Below are 21,819 nucleotides of genomic sequence, written 5' to 3'. Positions count from 1 at the left end.
CGTCAGGTCACCTTAACCAGGCAGGAAAAACCCCGGGTAGGTCGCCATTATTTCAGCGGGAATCGCCCTAAGATGGGATAAATAGTCCCATCTCGTTCCCTTGGCAGCGACCGGGGCGGCACCTAAATTGTATGCGTCTAACCGAGAGGATTCCTTGGGGATTTCCTCGTACTGCCCAAGGATTCAGGCCGCGATCCGCGCGACCACGAAGGAAGATCGATGAACGCCAATCTGCGCAATTTCGCCCTCTGGGTCATCATTGTCTTGCTGCTGTTGGCGTTGTTCACGCTCTTCCAAAATCCGGGTCAGCGCGCCTCCTCGCAGGACATCGCCTTCTCCCAGCTCCTGAGCGAGGTTGACCGCGGCAATGTGCGCGACGTCGTGATCCAGGGGCCTGATATCCACGGCACCTTCACCAACGGCTCCAGCTTCCAGACCTATGCGCCGAACGACCCGACGCTGGTCAAGCGCCTCTATGACAGCAAGGTCCAGATCACCGCGAAGCCGCCGGGCGACAACGTGCCCTGGTTCGTCTCGCTGCTGGTCTCCTGGCTGCCCTTCATCGCGCTGATCGGCGTGTGGATCTTCCTGTCGCGGCAGATGCAGGGCGGCGCCGGCAAGGCGATGGGCTTTGGCAAGTCGCGTGCGAAGATGCTCACTGAAGCGCATGGCCGCGTCACCTTCGAGGACGTCGCCGGCGTGGACGAAGCCAAGCAGGACCTGCAGGAGATCGTCGAATTCCTGCGCGACCCCGGCAAATTCCAGCGCCTCGGCGGCCGCATTCCGCGCGGCGTGCTGCTGGTTGGCCCTCCCGGCACCGGTAAGACCCTGATCGCGCGTGCGGTCGCGGGCGAAGCCAACGTGCCGTTCTTCACCATTTCGGGTTCTGACTTCGTCGAGATGTTCGTCGGCGTCGGCGCGAGCCGCGTCCGCGACATGTTCGAGCAGGCCAAGAAGAACGCCCCCTGCATCATCTTCATCGACGAAATCGACGCTGTCGGTCGTCATCGTGGCGCCGGTCTCGGCGGCGGCAATGACGAGCGCGAGCAGACGCTGAACCAGCTGCTGGTCGAGATGGACGGCTTCGAGGCGAACGAGGGCGTGATCCTGATCGCCGCCACCAACCGTCCTGATGTGCTCGATCCCGCGCTGCTGCGTCCCGGCCGCTTCGACCGTCAGGTCGTGGTGCCGAATCCGGACGTTGTCGGCCGCGAGCAGATCCTCAAGGTTCACGTTCGCAAGGTGCCGCTGGCGCCGGATATCAACCTCAAGACCATCGCGCGCGGCACCCCGGGCTTCTCCGGCGCCGACCTGATGAACCTCGTCAACGAAGCTGCGCTCACCGCCGCCCGCCGCAACAAGCGGATGGTGACTCAGGCCGAGTTCGAGGAGGCCAAGGACAAGGTGATGATGGGCGCCGAGCGCAAGTCGCTCGTCATGACCGAGGAAGAGAAGCTCTTGACGGCCTATCACGAGGGCGGCCACGCCATCGTCGGCCTCAACGTGCCCGCGACCGATCCGATCCACAAGGCGACGATCATCCCGCGCGGCCGTGCGCTGGGTATGGTCATGCAGCTGCCCGAGCGCGACAAGCTGTCGATGTCGCTGGAGCAGATGACCTCGCGCCTCGCCATCATGATGGGCGGCCGCGTCGCCGAAGAGCTGATCTTCGGCCGCGAGAAGGTGACCTCGGGTGCTGCCTCCGACATCGAGCAGGCCACGCGCCTTGCCCGCATGATGGTGACGCGCTGGGGCCTGTCGGAAGAGCTCGGCACCGTCTCTTACGGCGAGAACCAGGACGAGGTGTTCCTGGGCATGTCGGTGTCGCGGACGCAGAACGCGTCCGAAGCGACCGTCCAGAAGATCGACTCCGAGATCCGGCGTCTGGTCGAGGAAGGCTACAAGGAAGCCACCCGCATCCTCACCGAGAAGCACGGTGATCTTGAGGCGCTGGCCAAGGGCCTGCTCGAGTTCGAGACGCTCTCCGGCGACGAGATCGTCGATCTGCTCAAGGGCAAGAAGCCGAACCGCGAGTCCGTGCTCGAGCCGACCACGCCGCGCGCCTCCGCCGTGCCCCCGGCCGGCAAGTCGCGCCCGCGGCCCGATCCGGATCCGGGCCTGGAGCCGCAGCCGCAGGCGTAACGCCTCTCGCGTCGTGGCCGGCTATTCCGGCAAACCGTTAGTGCAAAAGCTCGGCATCAAGCCGGGCTTTTGTATTTTCGTGGACGGCCTTTCGTCGGCCTATCGCGATGTCGTCGGTGAATTGCCCGATGATGTGAAGATCGCAAAGACCGCCAAGGCGCCGCTCGACATGGTGCATGTCTTCGCGACCGAAGCCAAAGGCTTTGCGGTCAAGCTGCGCAGCTACCGCAAGGCGATCGCACCTGATGGGATGATCTGGGCGTCATGGCCGAAGAAGGCCTCGGGCGTCGCGACTGACGTGACGGAAACGCTGGTGCGCGAGACCGCGCTCGCGAACGGCCTCGTCGACATCAAGGTCTGCGCCGTCGACGACGTCTGGTCCGGCCTCAAGCTCGTGATCCCCGTGAAGGACCGCCCGGCGAAGAAGTAGGCTGGGCAAAGGCGCGCACGCGCCGTGCCCATTCTGATTCCGGAGTATGAGGCGGTGAAGGCTGGGCGATCGCCGCTGTTCAAGTCCCGTAGGGTGGGCAAAGGCGCCTTTGCGCCGTGCCCACCACCTATCGGCAAGCGAGACAGAAGTCGTGGGCACGCTTCGCTTTGCCCACCCTACGATATTTCACTTCGCCGCGGCTCCCGCCCTCTCGCCGCGCCGCCCGAGAAAGCGCAGCACATCGTCGTTGAACTGCTCCGGATCCTGCAGAAACGAGAAGTGACTGACCTCCGGCTGGATCAGCAGGCCGGCGCCCGGGATGTTCGCCGCCATGAACTCGGTGTTCTCGCGCTTGATCGCCTCGTCGTGATCGCCATCCACGATCCAGGTCGGGACCTTGATCGCCGCGAGATCCGACGCCGTCCATTTCGGCTGGCTCTCCCACATCTTGGTAATCTCCGCGACGAAGCTCTTGTACTCCGTCGGGGTCGGCGAGAGACGCTTGTACTCCTCGCCGGCTCTGGCGATGTAGGCGTTGAAGACGTCGCTTGACGCAATATCGGCAACGCCCGACGGATCCGAGTTGGCCGCGAAAGCGAACAGCTTGGTGACCCGCTCCGGGTGCTTCATCGCGATGTCGAGGCCGATGATCGCGCCGTCGCTCCAGCCGACGATCGCGGCCTTCCTGATCTTGAGATGGTCGAGCAGCCCGACCACGTCCGAGGCCATCAGATCGTAGCCATAGGGCTCCTGGTTGCGGCTGCTGCGCCCGTGCCCGCGGCTCTCCATGACGATGACCTGATTGCGCCGTTGCAGCGCACGGACCTGGTGACCCCAGTAGTTGGCGTTGGCGAGGCCGCCATGCAGCAACAGCACCGGCTCCCCGCGGCCGAACACGGCGTACCAGACCTTGATGCCGTTGACGGGCGCGAAGCCGCTCTGCGCCGCCTTGGGCAAGGTCGGCGTCGGCGGCAGGCTCAGCCATTGCGGCGCCGCATGCGCAGCATTGATCGAGACCATGACGAGAAGGGCGGTGAGGAGTTTGCGAAACATCATGACACGTCTTCCTGTTCGTCCACCGGACATTAGCGCATGACAAAGTGGCGGCGTCACGTTCCAAGACAAAAACCAGGGCGCGGGCTTTCGTCCCTCCCTCGCGTTCCACAAACAAACGACGCTTTCCGTATTTGAACGACCAGATCGCGCCTAGTGGCGAGTCCGCCATCACGGCGAGCTTGTCCAGCACACCATGTCGGCCCACCTCCTGCCGCACCGGCCGCACGATGCACCGGCCAATGATGGAGATCGACTATGACTGGACTTAAGATCCTCGCTGCCGTGGCTGTGTTGTCGGCCCTGACTGCAACCACCGCCTACGCGCAATCCGGTTTTGCGAGCAGTCATCCGGACACGTACGAAGCGGAGAACCCCAATCGCAACCTGAATGGCACGCTGACGCCGGCGGGCCGGCTGGGCCTCGAGTTGCCGGACGGCGCGGCTCCCGCGCAAGGCGCCGACAGCGCCATGGCTCGCGCGGACGGCGCCGCTTCCCGTTCTTGCTCCGGGCGTTACCGGTCCTTCGATCCGGCGACGGGCACCTATCTCGGTCTGGACGGCAACCGCCATCCCTGCAGGTAAGGCAAAGCGGCAAATCACCGGATCAATTGGACCTCCGGCCGCATGGCCGGAGGACTCCATGCAAGATGCTGCCGGGATGAAGCTGGAGTCGCGTCCTCACTTCGACGATTTCGCGGCCGCGCTGTCGTCCCGCACATGGATCACCGCGATGTCGTCGGCATAGATTCGCTTCCAGCCCTTGAGCTGATCAAGGATCTGGGGGCCGGGCGCATCGGCAACCAATAGCGTCGCGTCGATCTTGTACTCATCCAGCAGGCGCGGAAGCAGCTCGGGCTTCTTGCCCTCGGTCGCCTTGAAGAAGTCCATCACGAATTTCTCGCCATAGAGCTCGGCGCGGCCGTCGACGTAGACGGGGATGTCGCGCGAGATCAGGTAGCCGCCGAACTGATAGGCATTGAAGATGCGCTGGACCTTGCGCTGCTCGAGCAGGTCGACGGCGGCAACCGGCGTCTGCGTCATCGTGAAGGTGAAGCGGTGGTGCCCCATGTAGAGCGAGGTCGAGGTCCAGCCTGCGGCCACGATCATCAGCGCGCCAAGCGCGGTGACATAGTGGGCCGGCCAGCGGTCGGTGCCGGTGGAGTCCGGCTGCGGGCGCGGGACCAACTCGCCGAGCGGCTTCGCCAGCACCAGCGGCACCAGGAAGGCAAAGGCCTCGATGCTCCTGACATGGGTCAGCGCGCTCCAGGTCAGGAACAGGATCAAAAAGATCCTCGGCGCCGAGAGCACCAGGCCGCGATAATAGCCGAAGGCGATCAGGCCGAGCAGCGCGCCTTCGAACGAGGTGAACGTGGCAAAGTTCGCCGGCATCCATTCGAAGATCAGCGACAGCAGCTCGCCGAGGCTGAGGATGTTGGTCGCGCCCAGCAGCGTCTTCCAGCCGTACGGCGTGCAGCAGCTGGCGATCACTGCGCCGATGCCGAACAGCACCCAGCGCATGAACAGTCGGAGCCGTTGTCCCTTCTCGGCATGCTCGACGGCCTCGAGCGAGATCGGACCGATCAGCGCCAGGCCGAGCACGAAGCCGCCATGCAGGTTCGCCCAGAGCGCCATCAGCGGCAGCCAATACCAGGACGGCGCACGCCTGCGGTCGGCGGCCGCCATCAGCAGGCCGACCCACGCCACCATGACCGGCAGCGCCAGAATATGCGGGCGCGCCAGGACGTGGTGCAACGACAGCAGCAGCGCCAGCATCGCAAACAGCACTGCCCGCGGTGCCTCGATCTGCGCGTCGAGCAGATAGACGAAGATTGCGGCCGTGAGCGCGGTCGCCATCGCGGTGAGGATGACGGGACCCGCCCAGTCCCATTGCGCATGGGAGAAGGCGAGCAGCACTTGCGACAGCCACGACGTCGAAATCCACGGCGCGCCGGCCCGCGTGAAGGAATAGAAATCCGTGGTGGGCACGGCGCCGTGATCGAGGATCCATTGCCCGACCTTGATCTGCCAGAACGAGTCGGAGTCCTGAAGCAGCGTGTCGCCGACATAGAGGAAGAACAGATAGGCGCCTGCACCGACGCACAGCGGCACCAGGGCTCGCGCGCGGCCCTGCATCGCGATGCTGTTGGCAAAGGAAAGGGACATTCCGCCTCGTCGTCCTGTTGTTCTTGTCGGTTCGGCGGCAGTGGACCACGGCGGTCATAACTTCGGGTAAATCGGGGCCGGGTCGGCGTCACGTCCGGATGATTTAACGGGTTGTTTTAGATTTCGGTTTACCATCGACGAATACACGCAAACCGCTCAGTGTTTACGCAGTCGAATTAACTGCGGCGCAATTCTTTGCCTCTACGTTCGGTTCCATGGTCGGGCGGCGCTGGGAAGCCGAAGAGACCAGACCAGTTGTAGCCTCGTGTACTTTTTGGGAGCACTCTATGAAGAACCTCGTTGCGCGCTTTGTGAAGGATGAATCCGGCGCCACCGCCATTGAATACGGCCTGATCGCTGCCGGCATCGCGCTGGCGATCATCACCGTCGTCAACAACCTCGGCAGCACGCTGAACACCAAGTTCACCTCGATCTCGACCAGCCTCAAGTAAGGCCGGACAAGTTGAGAGTTGAAAGAGCCTCGTCCGAGACGAGGCTCTTTTCTTTTGTGCGGGGAGCTTTGCAGCCGGGGACCGAGGGTTAACGGACGTGGTCGCGTTTTGGTCTTGCTGCGGGGTGTCTGGCCCTCATGGTGCGGGGCCAGCCACCACAAGAACGCGGCGAAGCGTCCGCGCAAGGCCGCGAGAGCTGGCGGCCTGGAGCGTGATCCGGACCCGCAGGGCCGCGTTTGCCTAAAATGTGCGGCGGTATTCCCGAGAGTTCATGCTCTAGCAACACGCCAAGACGCGATGACGATTCACTCCAATCTCGTCGCGCTTTGGTTCGTGGCTCACCGTGACGGGGAGGGGAGCGGTGTGTCGTCGCGGACGTGGACCACGGCGACATCATCCGCATAGAGGCGCTTCCAGCCCGGCAGATGGTCCATGATCCTCGAGGCGGGCACCGTGGGGTTCAGCAGCGTCGCGTCGATCCGGTAGGTATCGAGCAGGCGCAGGAGCGTCTCGACGTTCTTGCCCTCGACGGCGTCGAAGTAGTCGAGCACGAACTGCTCGCCATACAGCTCGGCGCGGCCATCGATGAAGGTCTTGATGTTGCGGGTGATCAGATAGCCGCCGATCGGAGCGGTGCTGAAGATCCGCTGCGCGTGCCGCCGCTCGAGCACGTCGACCGCGGCCGCGGGGGACTGATTGCCGATGAAGGCATACCGGTACGGCGTGGCATAGGACCGCGTGATGCTCCAGCCGGCCGCGACGATCGCGAGCGCAGCGATTGCGCTCACTGCAAAGGAGGACCGGGCGTCTGCCGCCCTCAGCGCGACCGCTCTCGTCACGCCCAATTGCTCGGCGAACGGCTTCGCCAGCACGAGCGGCGTCAACAGCGCAAAGGCCTCGATGTTTCTGACGTGATTGAGGGCCGCCCAGACCAGGCCGAGCAGCAGAAGAATACGGGTCCAGGACAGCACCAGCCCGCTGTAGTAGCCGATGGCGATCAATCCGAGCAGGCTGGCTCCAAACAGATCGAGCGAGCTGAAGTCGGCGGGCATCCATTCCCAGATCATCGAGAGCAGCTTGCCGAGGCTGAGGATCTTCGTCGATGCGAGAAGCGTGTTCCAGCCATAGGGCGTGCAGCAGGCTGCGGCCAGCGCAGCAAGCCCGAACACGGCCCAGCGCGCCGCCAGCGCAAATCGATCCTTGCGATCGGCGGATGCGAGCGCATCGAGGCCGATGGCCCCGATCAGCGCCAGCCCCATGACGAAGCCGCCGTGAAGATTGGCCCATAGCGCCATCAAGGGCAGCAACAGCCAGGAGGGCGCGGTGCGCCGGTCGGCGGCCGCCAGCAGCCCGCCGACAAAGGCCACCATGACCGGCAGGGCCAGCATGTGCGGGCGGGCGAGGAAATGCCCCATCGACATGAAGAGGAGCGGGGTGACGAGCAGAAAGGCGCGCGCCGGCTCCAGATAAGGCTCAAGCAGGTGAACGAAGATCGCCGCGGTCGCTCCGATTGCAAGCGATGTCAGGATAACCACGCCCGACCAGTTTGACGGCTCGTAAACCAGCGCGAACAGGACTTGCGACAGCCAGGAGCTGGAGATCCAGGGCTCACCGGCGCGCGTAAACGAATAGATGTCGGTGGTGGGCAGCGCACGATGTTCGAGAATCCACTGTCCGATCTTGATCTGCCACAGCGTATCGGAATCCCGCAGCATGATGTCGCCGACGCCGAGGAAGAACAGGTACACACCGGCGCCGATGCAGAGCGGCACGAGCCAGCGCGCAACGCCGCGGACGGGAACGCTGCTTGTAACGGAAACCGACATTGGACTCTCGGGGTTGAACGACCACGCACAACAGCAGATCCGCACCTGAGCATGATCGCTTTTAAGTTGGGGTAAACCGGGCCGGTTCGCCGCCGCCAAGCGGTGCAAGGATGCGTTTACTACCTGCTCGCGTGCGCCTCGGAGTTGCGTGGCGCCCGTATCCTCATTTGCTCCTTGTCATTCGTCCTGAATAGTTGTTCAGTCCTTGCGGGGCGATTTGCAGCGATTGAGTGACGAAGCGTTCGGCCGCAGGGCGTGCGGCAGGCGTGTGGGACAGGAAGCGCGCCATGGTTTATCGGCGGACGCATCAAGTGGTTAAGCGCCTTGCGGCCCGGCGCAGTGCGATCTTGGCGGCGGCGCGGGAGGCTGCGGCGGAAGGCGGGATGGCGGCGGTGCAGATCGCGCCGGTCGCGGTCCGGGCCAATGTCGCGGCCGGCACGGTCTACCGCTACTTCCCCTCCAAGGCCGAGTTGATCTCCGAATTGATCGCCGAGGTCTCCCGCGACGAGCTCGCGGCGATCCGCCGGGCGGCCGATGCCGCGCCGGGTCCGTCCTCGGCGCTGGCTGCTGCCGTCACCACGGTGGCGGTCCATACCCTGTCGCAGCGCAGGCTGGCCTGGGGCATCCTGGCCGAGCCGGTCGATGTCGATGTCAGCGCCTCCCGGCTTGCCAGCCGGCGCGAGATCGCGGGCGAGATCGCAGGCCGGATCGATGCGGCCGTGCGCGCCGGTCACCTGCCGGCGCAGGACACCGCGCTGGCCGCCACCGCGCTGCTCGGTGCGCTGCATGAGGCCCTGGTCGGGCCGCTCGCGCCTGACAATCTCGAAGATCCCGTCAAGATGCGCGATGCGGTGCAGACCGTGACGCTGCTTGCGCTGCGCGCCGTCGGCGTCATGGACGCCCGCGCCCGCGGCCTGGTGGTGCAGCAGACGCTGCTCCCGACCACGAAAGCGCTGGTCGGGGCCTGAATCGAGGGCGCGACCAAGGCCGGGGGCCTGATCGCGCTCAGGCCGTTGTCAGAGCGCGCCTTTTCGAAAAAGCCGAGCAGGCACGCCGGACAGGCCGGCTACTGTGCATGGGGTTGTTTTCGACGTTTTTGCTTGCCGGGCGCCCGCGGACCTAGATATCCGCGCCGCCCTCGGGGCCGACGGAGGCGATGCGCACCATGTTGGTGGTGCCGGGAATGCCGAGCGGCACGCCGGCGACGATGATCACGCGCTGGCCGGCGCGGACGAAGCCGTCGCGGAACGCGATCTGGCCGGCGCGGCTCACCATGTCGTCCTGGTCGCGCGCATCTTCCGCCACCACGCAATGCACGCCCCAGACCACCGCCAGCCGGCGTCCGGCCGCGATGTTCGGCGTGATCGCCACGATCGGCGGCTTCGGCCGCTCGCGCGCGACGCGCACCGCGGTCGAGCCCGAGCTGGTCCAGCAGATCAGGGCCGGCAGGTCGAGCGTCTCGGCGATCTGGCGGGCGGCGTCCGCGATGGCGTCGCCTGCGGTGGATTCCGGCGCGGGGCGCTGCGCGGTCAGCACGGACCGATAAATCGGGTCGCGCTCGACCTCTTCGCCGATGCGGTTCATGGTCGAGACCGCCTCGACCGGGAATTTTCCGGCCGCCGATTCCGCCGACAGCATGATGGCGTCGGCGCCTTCATAGACGGCGGTGGCGACGTCCGAGACCTCGGCGCGTGTCGGCACCGGCGACTGGATCATCGATTCCAGCATCTGGGTCGCGATCACCACCGGCTTGCCGGCGCGGCGCGCCATGCGCGTCATCTGCTTCTGGAGGCTCGGCACGCGCTCCAGCGGCAGCTCGACACCGAGATCGCCGCGCGCCACCATCAGCGCGTCGGAGGCCTCGATGATGTCGGCGAGGCGGTCGATCGCCTGCGGCTTCTCGATCTTGGCCATGACAGCGGCGCGGCCGCGGATCATCTTCTTGGCCTCGATCACGTCGTCGGCGCGCTGCACGAAGGACAGCGCGATCCAGTCGACGCCGGTGACCAGCGCCGCCTCGAGGTCGGCGCGGTCCTTCGGCGTCATCGCCGAGACCGGCAGGTCGGTGTCGGGCAGGCTGACGCCCTTGCGGTCGGACATCCGTCCGCCGACCACGACGCGCGTCACCGCGTGCTCTTTCGAGGTCTCCTCCGCGATCAGCCGGACCTTGCCGTCGTCCAGCAGCAGCGCATGGCCGGGCCGCAGCGCGGCGAGGATCTCCGGATGCGGGAGATTGACGCGCGTGGCATCGCCCGGCGCCTTGTCGGAATCGAGCGTGAAGGTCTGGCCGTTCTGGAGCTGGACCGAGCCTTCGGCGAAGGCGCCGAGCCTGAGCTTCGGTCCCTGAAGGTCGACCAGGATGCCGATCGGCCGGCCGTAGCTGCTCTCGACATTGCGGATCGTCGCCACCAGCTCCCGCATCTTGTCATGCGGGGTGTGGCTCATGTTGATGCGGAACAGGTCGGCGCCGGCCTCGAACAGGCGGCGGATCATCGCGAGGTCCGAAGAGGCAGGTCCAAGGGTCGCGAGAATCTTGATACGGCGAAGACGCCTCATGGCTTATTCCCAGGCGGAGGGGGAGCTGCGGCCGGTGGCAGGCCGGGCGAGCCCGGGGGCGTAGCACCGGGCGGGCCATTGGGCAAACCCGGAACGCCGCCACCCGGGCCAACCGGGCCGGGCATGCCAGGCAGGCGCGGCTGTGCCGGCTGCTCGTTGGCATCGGTGAGCTGCACCGTCCAGGCGCGCTGCTCGCCGGTATCGACCTCGAAATAGCCGGTGCGGTCATAGCCGCGCGCCAGGCAATCCTCGGTGCCGCGGATGGTGAATTCCTTGTCGCGCGAGCACATGAAGGCCTGGCCCGACCATTCGCCGCCGCGGTCATAGTCGATCGCGTAGATGTAATAGTAGCGGGCGACCAGCGTTCCCCGCAGCAGGGTCTCGCAGGAGCGGGAGGAGATGTTCCACCAGCCCTCGGTGGTCCAGCCCTCGGCGTCCTTGTAGCCGAGCGCAATGCCGACCCGGCTCGAGGTGTTGTTGCAGAGGCGGAAATCGGCGGAGGCGGGGCTCGTCCAGAGGCACAGCACGGCAATCGCCAGCACCGGGACCAACCGGGCGAGCAGGCGAAACGGGGAACGGGGAGATTCGGCGATCATTGTCGCGGAACGTATACCAGATGATTGACGATTTGGCGTAGGGCCGGGGAACTGCCGCGAGAGGCGGCCCGGGGCCCGTTTGCGCCGCGATATGGCAAAATCTGTGACAGGACCCCACCTGATCCCGTAAGGGTGACGACATCAGGGGTAGCCAAGGGATTCAGTGATGGCAATCGACGACAAAACCAGAACGGAACTCGAAGCGGCCGCTTTCCGGCGCCTGGTCGACCATTTGCGGGAACGGACGGACGTCCAGAATATCGACCTGATGAATCTGGCGGGCTTCTGCCGCAACTGCCTGTCCAACTGGCTCAAGGACGCAGCCGACGCCCAGGGCGTCGCCTTGAGCAAGGACGAGAGCCGGGAGGCCGTCTACGGCATGCCCTATGAGACCTGGAAGGCGAAGCACCAGGGCACGGCCACGCCCGAGCAGATCGAGGCGATGAAGAAGGTCCACCCTCACGGGCACTAGTCTTTCTCCGTCATTCCGGGGCGATGCGCAGCATCGAACCCGGAATCTTGAGATTCCGGGTTCGCCCTTCGGGCGCCCCGGAATGACGACAATCTCCAGTATCTTCTCATCTCCTGTGGGCGCGCTGTGGACGAGCGCGATGCTTGCTTGAACGCGGGGGGCACGAACCCTAAGGGTTCAGGCAGCACGCGCGGTGAGGGATGCCGGCGTCACCTCGTTTTGCCAGTTTCATTGGGAGTACCAAGATGGCCACCTCCGCCGCCGTTCGCGACGACGAGCCCGCGACGAAATTTGCCAAGGACCAGCTCAAATCCATCATCGAGCGCATCGAGCGGCTGGAGGAAGAGAAGAAGGCGATCTCCGACGACATTCGTGACGTCTATGCCGAGAGCAAGGGCAACGGCTACGACGTCAAGGCGCTGCGCACCATCGTGCGGATGCGCAAGCAGGATCCCAACGAGCGCGCCGAGGCCGAGACCATTCTCGAGACCTACATGCAGGCGCTGGGAATGATCTGAGGTCTGTACTGTCGTCCTGGCGAGAGCCAGGACCCATAGCCACAGGCCGTGGTTATTGCGAAGGCCGGCAGTTGCATTATCGTCGTGCGGGATTGGTACCGCGCTTCATCGATAGATTCCGCGGTATGGGTCCTGGCTTTCGCCAGGACGACACCAGTGTCGTGGGTCCATCGAGGGAAACGCCGTGACTGCGCCGCCGCTACCGCGCGAGGTGAGCCGTGCCTTCGACGCTCTTCCGGCGCCGATCGGCAAGCGGCTGCTTCAGGTGCGTGCGCTGATCTTTGCGACCGCTGCGGCGCATGACGACGTCGGCCCGCTCACCGAAACGCTGAAATGGGGCGAACCCGCTTATCTGACCGATGAGACCGGCAGCGGCTCTACGATCCGGCTCGGGCGCGTGAAGGACTCCGATCGCGCCGCCATTCTCGTCAACTGCAGGACGACGCTGGTCGATACGTTCCGCGAGCGCTTTCCCGATCAGTTCGAGTATCGGCAGACGAGGGCGTTGCTGTTGCCGGTATCCGGCGCGCTTCCGAAGCAGCAGCTCACCGTCTGTCTCTCGCTGGCGCTGACGTATCATCTGGATCGGCGGGTCAGGAAAGCGAGATAGAAGCTGCGGGTTTCGACACTATAGTCTTGGAAATGGCGAGCACGCCGTTGCGCCGGTCCGGCGCGCAGCCTCTATCGGCAGGATTGTCGGTCTCGTCTCAATTGCCGCGTCCGCGTTTGGAGTCTCGTCCCGCCTGCGCCCGCTTGTTGGCCTGCGAGACCCTTCCGATTTTTCCGGCGGAAGTTTCTTGATCCGGCGACGGCTTGGGATGGGCCGCATGCCGTCATGCGAAGTTGGGGTCGTCTGCGGTCGGGAAAACTGACGTGTCCGACGAAGTGCCAGCGCCCGTCGCGCCGCTTCCCCGAGCTCTCGTCGTGCCTCAAACTTTCGGATGCGCCTCAGCTCGTTCTTGACGCGCTTGATGGCGGCAGCGAAGACCGATTGGAGCCGGTTTGCGTGCTCTGCCGTTCCGGAGAAACTCTTGCCGCGCGGGTCGGTCGTCCCCTTTGTTTCGCGGCGTCGATGCCGCGACAATGTACGCTCCCTGTCGCGCAGGTCCCGTAGCCGGTCGCGAAGGCCCTCAAGTCCATCGCGCCCCATCTCTCCAACCACGGGATGGTGCGTATTCAATATGACTTCGCGCTCGTCCTGGTTCAGAAGGCTGAGCTCAGACTTGCATGGAACTGACATCGCACGCTCCCTTCCGGGTTTTTCGCGCACTGCCATAATGCGCGTTTGGAATGCGCAGCGATACCGGGTGATTACCCGTTGGAAGTGGGGGAATCCTCCTTAGTGCATATGCGCACCAGGCTTGGGCAGAATCCGTTCATCTGTCGTCACGGACAAGTAAACCCAGTGCGCGCGCACCATCCGGGCCACGACATTGTGTTCGTGGAAATACCGCCTCAGCGCAACGCGGCGGTGCGAACGACGAAGGAGGTCGTATCGAGCTTCGCGGTGGCGCTGCCCGAGAAGCTGTCGCAGGACAGGCCCTGCATCGGATCGTCGGTGAAGCCCATGGCGATCACGGCCTGCGGCTTGACGAAATAGCCGCGCAGCGCGGTCATATCGAGCTCGCCCATCAGCGTCACCGACATCGCGCGGCTGGCGCTCGGCGACAGCATCACGATCTTGAGCCAGATGCTCTCGCCCTTGGCCGCGGAGAGCCGGGTCGCGGTTGCGACCATGCCGTCGACGCTCTTGCCGACCACCGTGTTGATCTCGGTTGCCTGGGCGCCGCTGCGGGACGCGGCGGCGGGACGGGCCGAGCGCGGGATCGGCGCGGAAGCGGCAACGACGTTGGCGCGATCGACCGGGGAGGCGGCCGGTGCGTAAGCCAGCGCCTGAAGAGTTGCGTTGGAGACGCTGGCGGTGGGCTGCGGATCGGTCGCGGCGGCAAGCGCCTGGCGGGCCTTCAGCGCGGCGATCTGCGCTGGTGTCGCCTGCTGCGGCGTCGCCGGAGTGTCCCAGAAGCCGCGGGCATTGATGATGTCGGCCGGGGTTTCAGGCTTGCCGGCCGCCGGCTTGTCAGCCACGGGCGCCGGCTTCGGCTTGGGCGGCGCAACGATCTGCGCATCGGCCGAGGCGAGCTGCAGCGTGGCGGCGACCTGCGGCTTGGCGCGCGGCGTCGGCACCGGATCGGCCGGCTTGGCCGCAGCGGCGACCACGGTGGGCGCCACGGGCTTGGCGGCCGGGGCTGGTGCGCCCTCGTCATCCTCGTCGCTGCTGCTGGCTGCCGGCGCCGACTTGCTCTTGAACAGGGCGGCAAAGAAGTTCGGCTTGCTGGCACCGTCGTCACCGTTGCCGCGGCGCTCGATCTCGGCCTTGGCGAGCTCATAGCCCTTCAGCGGCGTGCCGTCGGTCGGCAGATGCACCGTTTTTCCGTCCGGGAAGACGCGGGCGAGCTGGTCATGTGTCATGCGCGGCCAGTGCCGGATGCTGCCGGTGTCCAGATGCACGAAGGGCGAGCCGGAGGTCGGGTAGAAGCCGACACCGCCGCGCTGGAGGCGCAGGCCGGCGAAACGGATCTGCTCCAGCGGCACGCCCGGAATGTAGAAGTCCATCGCATGCCCCAGCATGTGCTGGCTGAAGCGCGCCACACCGGAGGAACGGCGGCGGAGCATCGCGTTGGTGGCGGGGGAGCGGTAGGAGGAGATGATCTGGATCGGCTGCTTGCCGTCGACGTCGCGATAGACTTCCCAGAGGATGTCGAACAGGTGACGGTCCATGACCGTCTCGTCCTGGGTGCGCCAGTCGCGGAGGAAGTGGTTGAGCTGCTTCAGCGACGCGTCGTCGTAGCGGCCGTCGCGCTTGAAGGTGACGGTGAGGTCTTCGCCGGAATGGGTGTGGTGGAAGGAGAGCGTCTTGGTCTCGTTCAGCGCGGCGGCGTTATGGACCGAGCCGGCGGCAGCCAGCAGCAATACGGAGGCGAGGCCGATCCGGGATCCGGCCTTCACTCCCGCATGGGACAACGACAGCACAGCGAATTGGCGTGCAAGACCAGTCAGCACGTATGAGCCCACCCAGTCGACGAGCGTTCAAATGGACTCTCCCGCCAACCCCGTTAGCGCGAGAAAGAGGATGAACGCTTTATTAAAGCGAGAAGGTTAATTCGAGGTTGACCTTCCCGCCCCCAAACCAAGTCAGAATACAAACCTAACCGGTTGAGTGTGGCAAAAAAACGCCCGCTGCCCGGGGTCCGGGTCGAGAATGGTTAACGCGAAACGCCCCCATCCAGGGGACGGGGGCGTTGATTTTATTGCAGAATTTCAGGAAGCGAGCGGCCGGGCCCGGCTCAGCGGGTAAACACCCGCTGCGGCCTGCGGCCGACCGGAGTCGGCGGCGGGGTCGGGGCGCCGAACAGCCGCTCGAAGAAGTTCGGACCGGACGAGCCGAAGCCGCCGCCATTGTTGGCCACTGCCACGCCCGAGGGCAGCGTCGTTGCCGGGCGCGAATAGCTCGGCTGGGAGTGCGCGACGATATTCTCGAGATCCTTGCCGCGACTGTTCTTCAGGATGTTGATCATGGTCGAGTCGCGGCCGTAGACGTCCTTGCGGAATTGCAGCTTGCCGGCATCGTCCACGAACGCGGTCTGATAGGTGATGTTGACCGGAATCGGGGTCGGGAATTTCAGGTCGATCTCGCTCTTGCCGTACATGCTGCGCACGCGCTCCGGCGTGTACTTCTCGTTCGGCATGGCGATGTTGAGCAGAACGGAGGCGTACTGATCCGGGTTCTGCACACGCATGCAGCCGTGGCTGAAGGCGCGGTCTTCCTTGGCGAACAGGTTCTTGTCCGGCGTGTCGTGCTGATAGACCAGGAACTTGTTCGGGAAGTTGAAGCGGATGCGGCCGAGCGCGTTGGCTTCACCCGGCGGCTGCGAGATGTGCACGGAGCCGTCGCGGTTCTGTTCGAGCTTGAGTCCCATGCGCTGAAGCACGGTCGGGTCCTGCTGAAGCGCCGGCAGGTATTCGTTGTAGACGATCGACGGCGGCACGTTCCAGGTCGGGTTGACCGTGATGTACTTCATCGTTTCGGTGAGCAGGGGCGTCGCGTGCTGGCCCGGCTTGCCGGTGACGACGCGGGTGGTCCAGACCGGCTGGCCGCGCTGCATCACCTTCAGCGTGTAGTCGGGAATGTTGAGGATGACATAGGCATCGCCCAGCGAGGGCACGCCGAGGTCGCGCGGCAGCCAGCGCCAGCGCTCCATGTTCACCAGCACCGTGTCGATCTGCTTGTCGCGCTTCGGGGTGTTGAGCGCCTTGACCGTCTTGTCGTCGAGGATGCCGGTCGCCTTGATCTCGGCGCCGTTCTGGAATTTGCGCACGGCTTCCGCGACCGCGGCGTCATAGCGGGTGTCGCTCGCATTCTCGGTGATGCCGAGCTTGGCGCGAAGCTGCGGCACGCGCGGATCCTCGACGACGATTTCAGCCTGCTTCTTGCCGGCGGGGGTGTATTTCAACGCCGGGCCGTCGGCGATCTCGATCACCGGGCCGCTGCCCTGGCCGCGGAGCTCCGCGAGCTTCGCCTTCAGCTCCTTGTAGAGCTTCTGCGGCGGGTTGTAGCTGTCGAGCGCCGCGGAGGCGTCAGCCGCGGTCGTGACCTTGGCGAGCACCTCGCTCGGGTCGACCGGATGCTCGGGATAGAGGATGTCGGCGCTGACCTGCGACCAGTGCATGCGGCCGCTCTGGGCCTGGCGCGCATAGTCGAACATGCTGGCGGTGAGCTTGAGCTCGGCGTCGGCGAGCGCATCGGGGGTCGTGGCGGCGGCGAAATCCGGCACCGGATAATCGGTCGGATTGAGGCCGTCGGAGGCTGCATCCTTCAGCCGCGCGATCACGCCCTTGGCCGCGGCGGTCAGGCTGCCGGCTTGCGTCCACACCGGCGCGAAGTCGCGGGCGCCGTAGAACTTCTCGATCGCCGCGCGCTCGTTCTTGCGGTCGAAATGGCGCGAGGTCTTGGCGCCGATGATATCCTTCAGCTTGTCGGCGACCGGCTGGTCGGCGGCGGGCACGCTGCTCGCAGCCTTGACCGGCTCGGCGGCAGGAGCCGCTGCGGTGGCGGGAGCCGCAGGCGCAGCCGGCGCGGTCGTCGCAGTGTCGGCCTTTGCTGGTTCAGATTTGGCGGGCTCGGTCGTCGCGGGCTCCGTTTTAGCCGTCTCGCTCTTCGGCGCCTCGGTGGCGGGCGTGGTGGCGACGTCGGACGGCTTGGTCTCAACCTTGTCCGGCGCGGGAGCGGCTTCGGCCTTCACGGGTTCCTTGGCCGGCTCCTTCGCGGAGTCCTGGACCGTGGCGGTGGCGTCGAGCTTGATGTCGGAGGCAGTCGGGGGCGGGACGTTGGCGGGCTCGGGGCGCGGGATCGCGGCTTCGATCGCGAGCTCGGCGGCGCTGCTGCGCGCCTGATCCTGCGCCAGGGCCGAGCTGGCCGACACCGTGAGGAAGGTTGCTGCGACCGTCATCAAGACACGGTCAAAGCCTGCACGGTGGTTCAAACAGTCACGCATTGTGTCGCACCCCTCGGGTGAACTGTCCCTCGTGGAACAGCTTTGTTATCGCCTAATTGAGCTTCGGCTAAACCGCGCCGGCCTCTCGAAAGTTGCACGCCTGCACGCAACGATTCATACGCAGACGATATACAGGCCCCGATTTTGCAGCCAGCGCTACCCGGGACAACTCACGACAAACTGACTTCAAGGGAGCCTCTTGGCAACGGATTGTGCGCCTTTGCCGCGCGCTTTTCCCTCTGTCTGTCACTTCCAGGTCACGGTTCAAATCGCAGTCGAATTCTGTCGTCATGCGAACGGCTTACAGTCGCCTCGCGCCGTCGCGCGAACCTCCGTTCGCATGAGGCTCAGTGCGTCTCCTCGCCGCTTTTCCCGCCATGTCCGGGAACCCCGGCCTCGTCGAGTTTTCGATAGAGCGTGGACCGGCCGATTTTGAGGCGGCGGGCGACCTCGGACATCTGCCCGCGGTAATGCGAGATCGCGAAGCGGATGATCTCGTTCTCCATGTCCTCCAGCGGGCGGACGTCGCCGGTCGCGGTCAGCATGGGAAGAGTTCCCACCGAGGGGAGCGGCGCAATCGGTATTTCGCTACCCGACGACACAACGGAAGGCGCCGCGATCGGCTCGAGCATCAGCGGCGCGGTCGGAATCTCGGTTGCGGGATACGGCTGCGAGGCGAGCAGCGGGAAATCGCCAAGGCCAAGCTGGTCGCCCTCGCTCATCACCACCGCGCGGTACACCGCATTTTCGAGCTGGCGGATGTTGCCGGGCCAGTCGAGTTGCGCGAGATGCGCCACGGCCTCGCCGCTGATGCCGGTGATGGTGCGGTTCTCCTCGGCGGCAAAGCGCGCCAGGAAATGCCGGAGCAGATGCGGGATGTCCTCGCGCCGGGTCCGCAGCGAGGGGATCGTCAGCGGCAGCACGTGCAGGCGATAGAACAGGTCTTCGCGGAAATGTCCCTGCTTCACCCGTTCCAGCAGCCTGCGATTGGTTGCCGAGATGATGCGGACATCGACCTTCACCGGCTTGCGGCCGCCGACGGCCTCGACCGCGCCTTCCTGGAGCGCGCGCAGCAGCTTGACCTGCGCAGCCAGCGGCAGCTCGCTGACCTCGTCCAGAAACAGCGTGCCGCCATGAGCCTCGACGAACTTGCCGGTGTGGCGTTCGGTGGCGCCGGTGAAGGCGCCCTTCTCGTGGCCGAACAGGATGGACTCGACGAGGTTGTCGGGGATCGCGCCGCAATTGACCGCGACGAACGGCTTGGCCTTGCGCTCGCCGCTGCCATGGATGGCGCGCGCGAACATCTCCTTGCCGACGCCGGACTCGCCCTCGATCAGCACCGGGATCGAGGAGTTCGCCGCCTTCTGCGCGGTGCGCATCACGCCGGCCATCGCCTCGGCGCGGGTGATGATGTCGGAGAAGGTCAGCCGGCCCTCGCGGCTGTGACGGATGCGCTGTAGTTCGCCCTTCAGCGCGGAGGCGTTGAGCGCGTTGCGAAGCGAGACCTGGAGCCGCTCCATGCCGACCGGCTTGACCACGAAATCAGCAGCACCGGCGCGCATCGCCGAGATCACGTTGTCGATGCCGCCATGGGCGGTCTGCACGATGACGGGCACGCTGAGGCCGGCTTCGCGGATCTTCGCCAGTACGCCCATGCCGTCGAGGCCGGGCATCACGAGATCGAGGATGACGCCGTCGATAGCGGGTGCATCGGGGGCGGTGAGGGCGGCGATCGCGGCATCGCCGGAGTCCACGACGACCGTCTCATAGCCGCATTTCTGCACCATGTTCTCGATCAGCCGGCGGGCTACAGCGTCGTCGTCGGCGATCAAAATACTGGCAGCCATGGTGTTCCCCGCACGCTACTACTATCTGTCTCGAATCGGGGCACTCTGGCCGAAGCCGATTAACGCACTCTTAAACCTTGATGCCCCCGCCCGCCGTCGCGCTTGTTGAACACAGGTTTCCCACAAAATGAATTCGCGCTCCAAGTCCGCTCTCGGAAAGTCTGCCTTGAAGAAGCCCGCTCCCAGCAAACCCGCTCTCCGCAAGCCGAACACCAGGACATCCGCCGCCAAGAAAGCCATCGTCAAGGCAAAGCCCTCCAAGTCGTCACTCGCCAAGTCTTCACTCGCCAAGTCTTCACTAGCCAAGCCTGCGAGCAAGACCGGCAGGCTTCCGGAATGGAACCTCGCCGATCTCTATTCCGGGATCGACGCGCCGGAAGTGGCGCGCGATCTCGAAAGGATGGATGCCGATTGCGTCGCGTTCGAGACCGACTACAAAGGCAAGCTCGCGACAGGGACAGCAAATGAAGATGGCGGAAAATGGCTCGCCGAGGCCGTGCGACGCTATGAGGCGATCGACGATCTCGCCGGCCGTCTCGGCTCCTATGCCGGTCTCGTCCATGCCGGCGACAGCGTTGATCCCAAGATTTCAAAGTTTTACGGCGATGTCTCCGAGCGGCTGACGGCGGCGTCCACCCATCTTCTGTTCTTCGCGCTCGAGCTCAATCGTGTCGATGACGATATTTTGACCCGTGCGATGCAGGCGCCGGAGCTCGCACATTACCGTCCCTGGATCGAGGATCTGCGCAAGGAGAAGCCCTATCAGCTCGACGACAAGCTCGAGCAGCTTTTCCTGGAGAAGGCGCAGACCGGCTATTCCGCCTTCAACCGGCTGTTCGACCAGACCATCTCCGGCCTGCGCTTCAAGGTCGGGCCTAAGGAGCTCGCGATCGAGCCGACGCTCAATTTGTTGCAGGACCGCGACGGCGCCAAGCGCAAAACCGCGGCGGAGGCGCTGGCGAAGACCTTCAAGGCCAATGAGCGCACTTTCGCGCTGATCACCAACACGCTGGCCAAGGACAAGGACATCTCCGACCGCTGGCGCGGCTTCAAGGACGTCGCGGATTCCCGCCACCTGAACAACCGCGTCGAGCGCGAGGTGGTGGATGCGCTGGTGGCCTCGGTGCGCGCGGCCTATCCAAAGCTGTCGCATCGCTATTACGCGCTGAAGGCAAAGTGGTTCGGCAAGAAGCGGCTGGCCTATTGGGACCGCAACGCGCCGCTGCCGTTTGCGGCGACGGACGTCATCGGCTGGCCTGATGCGCGCAACATGGTGCTGACGGCCTATCGCGGCTTCTCGCCCAAAATGGCCGACATCGCCGAGCGCTTCTTCACCGACCGCTGGATCGACGCGCCGGTGCGTCCGGGCAAGGCGCCGGGCGCGTTCTCGCATCCGACCACGCCGTCGGCGCACCCCTACGTGCTGATGAACTACCAGGGCAAGCCGCGCGACGTGATGACGCTCGCCCACGAGCTCGGCCATGGCGTGCATCAGGTGCTGGCGGCCAAGAACGGCGCGCTGATGGCGCCGACGCCGCTGACGCTGGCGGAGACCGCGAGCGTGTTCGGCGAGATGCTGACCTTCAGGCGGCTCCTGGCGCAGACCAAGAGCGCCAGGCAGCGCCAGGCGCTGCTCGCCGGCAAGGTCGAGGACATGATCAACACCGTGGTCCGGCAGATCGCCTTCTATTCCTTCGAGCGCGCGGTCCACACCGAGCGCAAGAACGGCGAGCTCACCGCGACGCGGCTCGGCGAGATCTGGCTGTCGGTGCAGGGCGAGAGCCTGGGGCCGGCGATCGAGATCAAGGCCGGCTACGAGAACTACTGGATGTACATTCCGCACTTCATCCATTCGCCGTTCTACGTCTATGCCTATGCCTTCGGCGATTGTCTGGTGAACTCGCTCTACGCGGTCTACGAGAACGCGGCCGAGGGCTTTGCCGAGCGCTATCTCGATATGCTCGCCGCCGGCGGCACCAAGCACTATTCCGAGCTGCTGCGGCCGTTCGGGCTCGATGCCAAGGATCCCAAATTCTGGGACGGCGGCCTTTCGGTCATTGCCGGGATGATCGACGAGCTGGAGGCGATGGGCTGAGGCGTCGGGCGCGCGGGCGCCTGGCCGCCTCGGGTTCCCGCGCCGGCGTTGAACGTTCGCGCCGGAGGCGAGACTAATCCTGTAGATACTTGATGTACTTTTTCAACTCTTGAT

17 protein-coding genes are annotated in these 21,819 nt (G+C 65.2%); 9 read left to right on the top strand and 8 right to left on the bottom strand.

Annotated features, from left to right (window positions below):
* The first annotated feature begins 219 nt into the window (after positions 1–219).
* Both ftsH and BJA_RS36215 read left to right on the top strand, forming a co-directional pair.
* Complete coding sequence (ftsH, locus tag BJA_RS36220; RefSeq protein ID WP_011089881.1) at positions 220–2,142, top strand: ATP-dependent zinc metalloprotease FtsH; 1,923 nt, start codon at positions 220–222, stop codon at positions 2,140–2,142.
* 40 nt (positions 2,143–2,182) lie between these two features.
* Positions 2,183–2,572, top strand: coding sequence for a DUF3052 domain-containing protein (locus tag BJA_RS36215; RefSeq protein WP_231166636.1), 390 nt, complete (start codon positions 2,183–2,185; stop codon positions 2,570–2,572).
* Positions 2,573–2,758: 186 nt separating this feature from the next.
* Here BJA_RS36215 and BJA_RS36210 read toward each other — a convergent pair whose 3' ends face one another.
* Positions 2,759–3,628 (bottom strand): alpha/beta fold hydrolase, encoded by an 870-nt coding sequence (locus tag BJA_RS36210; protein ID WP_197535735.1) that lies wholly within the window; start codon positions 3,626–3,628, stop codon positions 2,759–2,761.
* Positions 3,629–3,883: 255 nt separating this feature from the next.
* Between BJA_RS36210 and BJA_RS36205 the strand changes: the two genes are divergently transcribed.
* Positions 3,884–4,210, top strand: a complete 327-nt coding sequence (locus BJA_RS36205; protein WP_011089878.1) for a BA14K family protein — start codon at positions 3,884–3,886, stop codon at positions 4,208–4,210.
* A gap of 96 nt (positions 4,211–4,306) precedes the next feature.
* Here BJA_RS36205 and BJA_RS36200 read toward each other — a convergent pair whose 3' ends face one another.
* Positions 4,307–5,791, bottom strand: a complete 1,485-nt coding sequence (locus BJA_RS36200; RefSeq protein ID WP_011089877.1) for a hypothetical protein — start codon at positions 5,789–5,791, stop codon at positions 4,307–4,309.
* 287 nt (positions 5,792–6,078) lie between these two features.
* On the opposite strand from BJA_RS36200, the gene BJA_RS36195 reads away from it, so the two are divergent.
* Positions 6,079–6,243, top strand: coding sequence for a Flp family type IVb pilin (locus BJA_RS36195; protein ID WP_028173014.1), 165 nt, complete (start codon positions 6,079–6,081; stop codon positions 6,241–6,243).
* A gap of 338 nt (positions 6,244–6,581) precedes the next feature.
* On the opposite strand, the gene BJA_RS36190 is transcribed toward BJA_RS36195, so the two are convergent.
* Positions 6,582–8,069: a hypothetical protein gene (locus BJA_RS36190; protein ID WP_038965503.1), complete on the bottom strand. Its 1,488-nt coding sequence runs from the start codon at positions 8,067–8,069 to the stop codon at positions 6,582–6,584.
* Between the two features lie 287 nt (positions 8,070–8,356).
* Between BJA_RS36190 and BJA_RS36185 the strand changes: the two genes are divergently transcribed.
* Positions 8,357–9,037, top strand: a complete 681-nt coding sequence (locus tag BJA_RS36185; RefSeq protein WP_008136878.1) for a TetR/AcrR family transcriptional regulator — start codon at positions 8,357–8,359, stop codon at positions 9,035–9,037.
* A 151-nt stretch (positions 9,038–9,188) separates the two neighbouring features.
* On the opposite strand, the gene pyk is transcribed toward BJA_RS36185, so the two are convergent.
* A complete protein-coding gene (gene pyk / locus BJA_RS36180) occupies positions 9,189–10,625 on the bottom strand; it encodes a pyruvate kinase (protein ID WP_011089873.1) in 1,437 nt (478 codons plus the stop codon).
* The gene (locus BJA_RS36175; RefSeq protein WP_011089872.1) at positions 10,622–11,221 is read right to left on the bottom strand and encodes a DUF1036 domain-containing protein; all 600 of its coding nucleotides are present in this window, start codon (positions 11,219–11,221) and stop codon (positions 10,622–10,624) included. The genes pyk and BJA_RS36175 overlap by 4 nt, the downstream gene beginning before the upstream one ends.
* 166 nt (positions 11,222–11,387) lie before the next feature.
* Here BJA_RS36175 and BJA_RS36170 point away from each other — a divergent pair, with 166 nt between their 5' ends.
* The 3 genes from BJA_RS36170 (at position 11,388) to BJA_RS36160 (ending at position 12,821) form a co-directional block, all read left to right on the top strand.
* A complete protein-coding gene (locus BJA_RS36170) occupies positions 11,388–11,693 on the top strand; it encodes a DUF1244 domain-containing protein (protein WP_028173016.1) in 306 nt (101 codons plus the stop codon).
* Between the two features lie 245 nt (positions 11,694–11,938).
* Positions 11,939–12,211 (top strand): DUF2312 domain-containing protein, encoded by a 273-nt coding sequence (locus tag BJA_RS36165; protein ID WP_008136868.1) that lies wholly within the window; start codon positions 11,939–11,941, stop codon positions 12,209–12,211.
* Positions 12,212–12,395: 184 nt separating this feature from the next.
* The gene (locus BJA_RS36160; RefSeq protein ID WP_011089870.1) at positions 12,396–12,821 is read left to right on the top strand and encodes a hypothetical protein; all 426 of its coding nucleotides are present in this window, start codon (positions 12,396–12,398) and stop codon (positions 12,819–12,821) included.
* Between the two features lie 845 nt (positions 12,822–13,666).
* Here the strand turns inward: BJA_RS36160 and BJA_RS36155 are convergent.
* The 3 genes from BJA_RS36155 to BJA_RS36145 all read right to left on the bottom strand — a co-directional run bounded on the left by BJA_RS36155 (position 13,667) and on the right by BJA_RS36145 (position 19,610).
* Positions 13,667–15,283 carry a DUF882 domain-containing protein gene (locus BJA_RS36155; RefSeq protein WP_011089868.1) on the bottom strand — a complete coding sequence of 539 codons (1,617 nt, stop codon included), beginning with the start codon at positions 15,281–15,283 and terminating at the stop codon, positions 13,667–13,669.
* 272 nt (positions 15,284–15,555) lie between these two features.
* Positions 15,556–17,763 carry a L,D-transpeptidase family protein gene (locus tag BJA_RS36150; protein WP_011089867.1) on the bottom strand — a complete coding sequence of 736 codons (2,208 nt, stop codon included), beginning with the start codon at positions 17,761–17,763 and terminating at the stop codon, positions 15,556–15,558.
* Between the two features lie 347 nt (positions 17,764–18,110).
* On the bottom strand, positions 18,111–19,610 hold the full coding sequence (locus BJA_RS36145) for a sigma-54-dependent transcriptional regulator (RefSeq protein ID WP_011089866.1): 1,500 nt from the start codon (positions 19,608–19,610) through the stop codon (positions 18,111–18,113).
* Positions 19,611–19,737: 127 nt separating this feature from the next.
* On the opposite strand from BJA_RS36145, the gene BJA_RS36140 reads away from it, so the two are divergent.
* The gene (locus BJA_RS36140; protein ID WP_011089865.1) at positions 19,738–21,705 is read left to right on the top strand and encodes a M3 family oligoendopeptidase; all 1,968 of its coding nucleotides are present in this window, start codon (positions 19,738–19,740) and stop codon (positions 21,703–21,705) included.
* The last annotated feature ends 114 nt before the right edge of the window (positions 21,706–21,819 follow it).

The sequence above is a fragment of the Bradyrhizobium diazoefficiens USDA 110 genome, assembly GCF_000011365.1.
GTDB lineage: Bacteria > Pseudomonadota > Alphaproteobacteria > Rhizobiales > Xanthobacteraceae > Bradyrhizobium > Bradyrhizobium diazoefficiens.
Note: the sequence above shows the minus strand (reverse complement) of the source record. Positions and strands in the feature narration are given on the sequence as shown.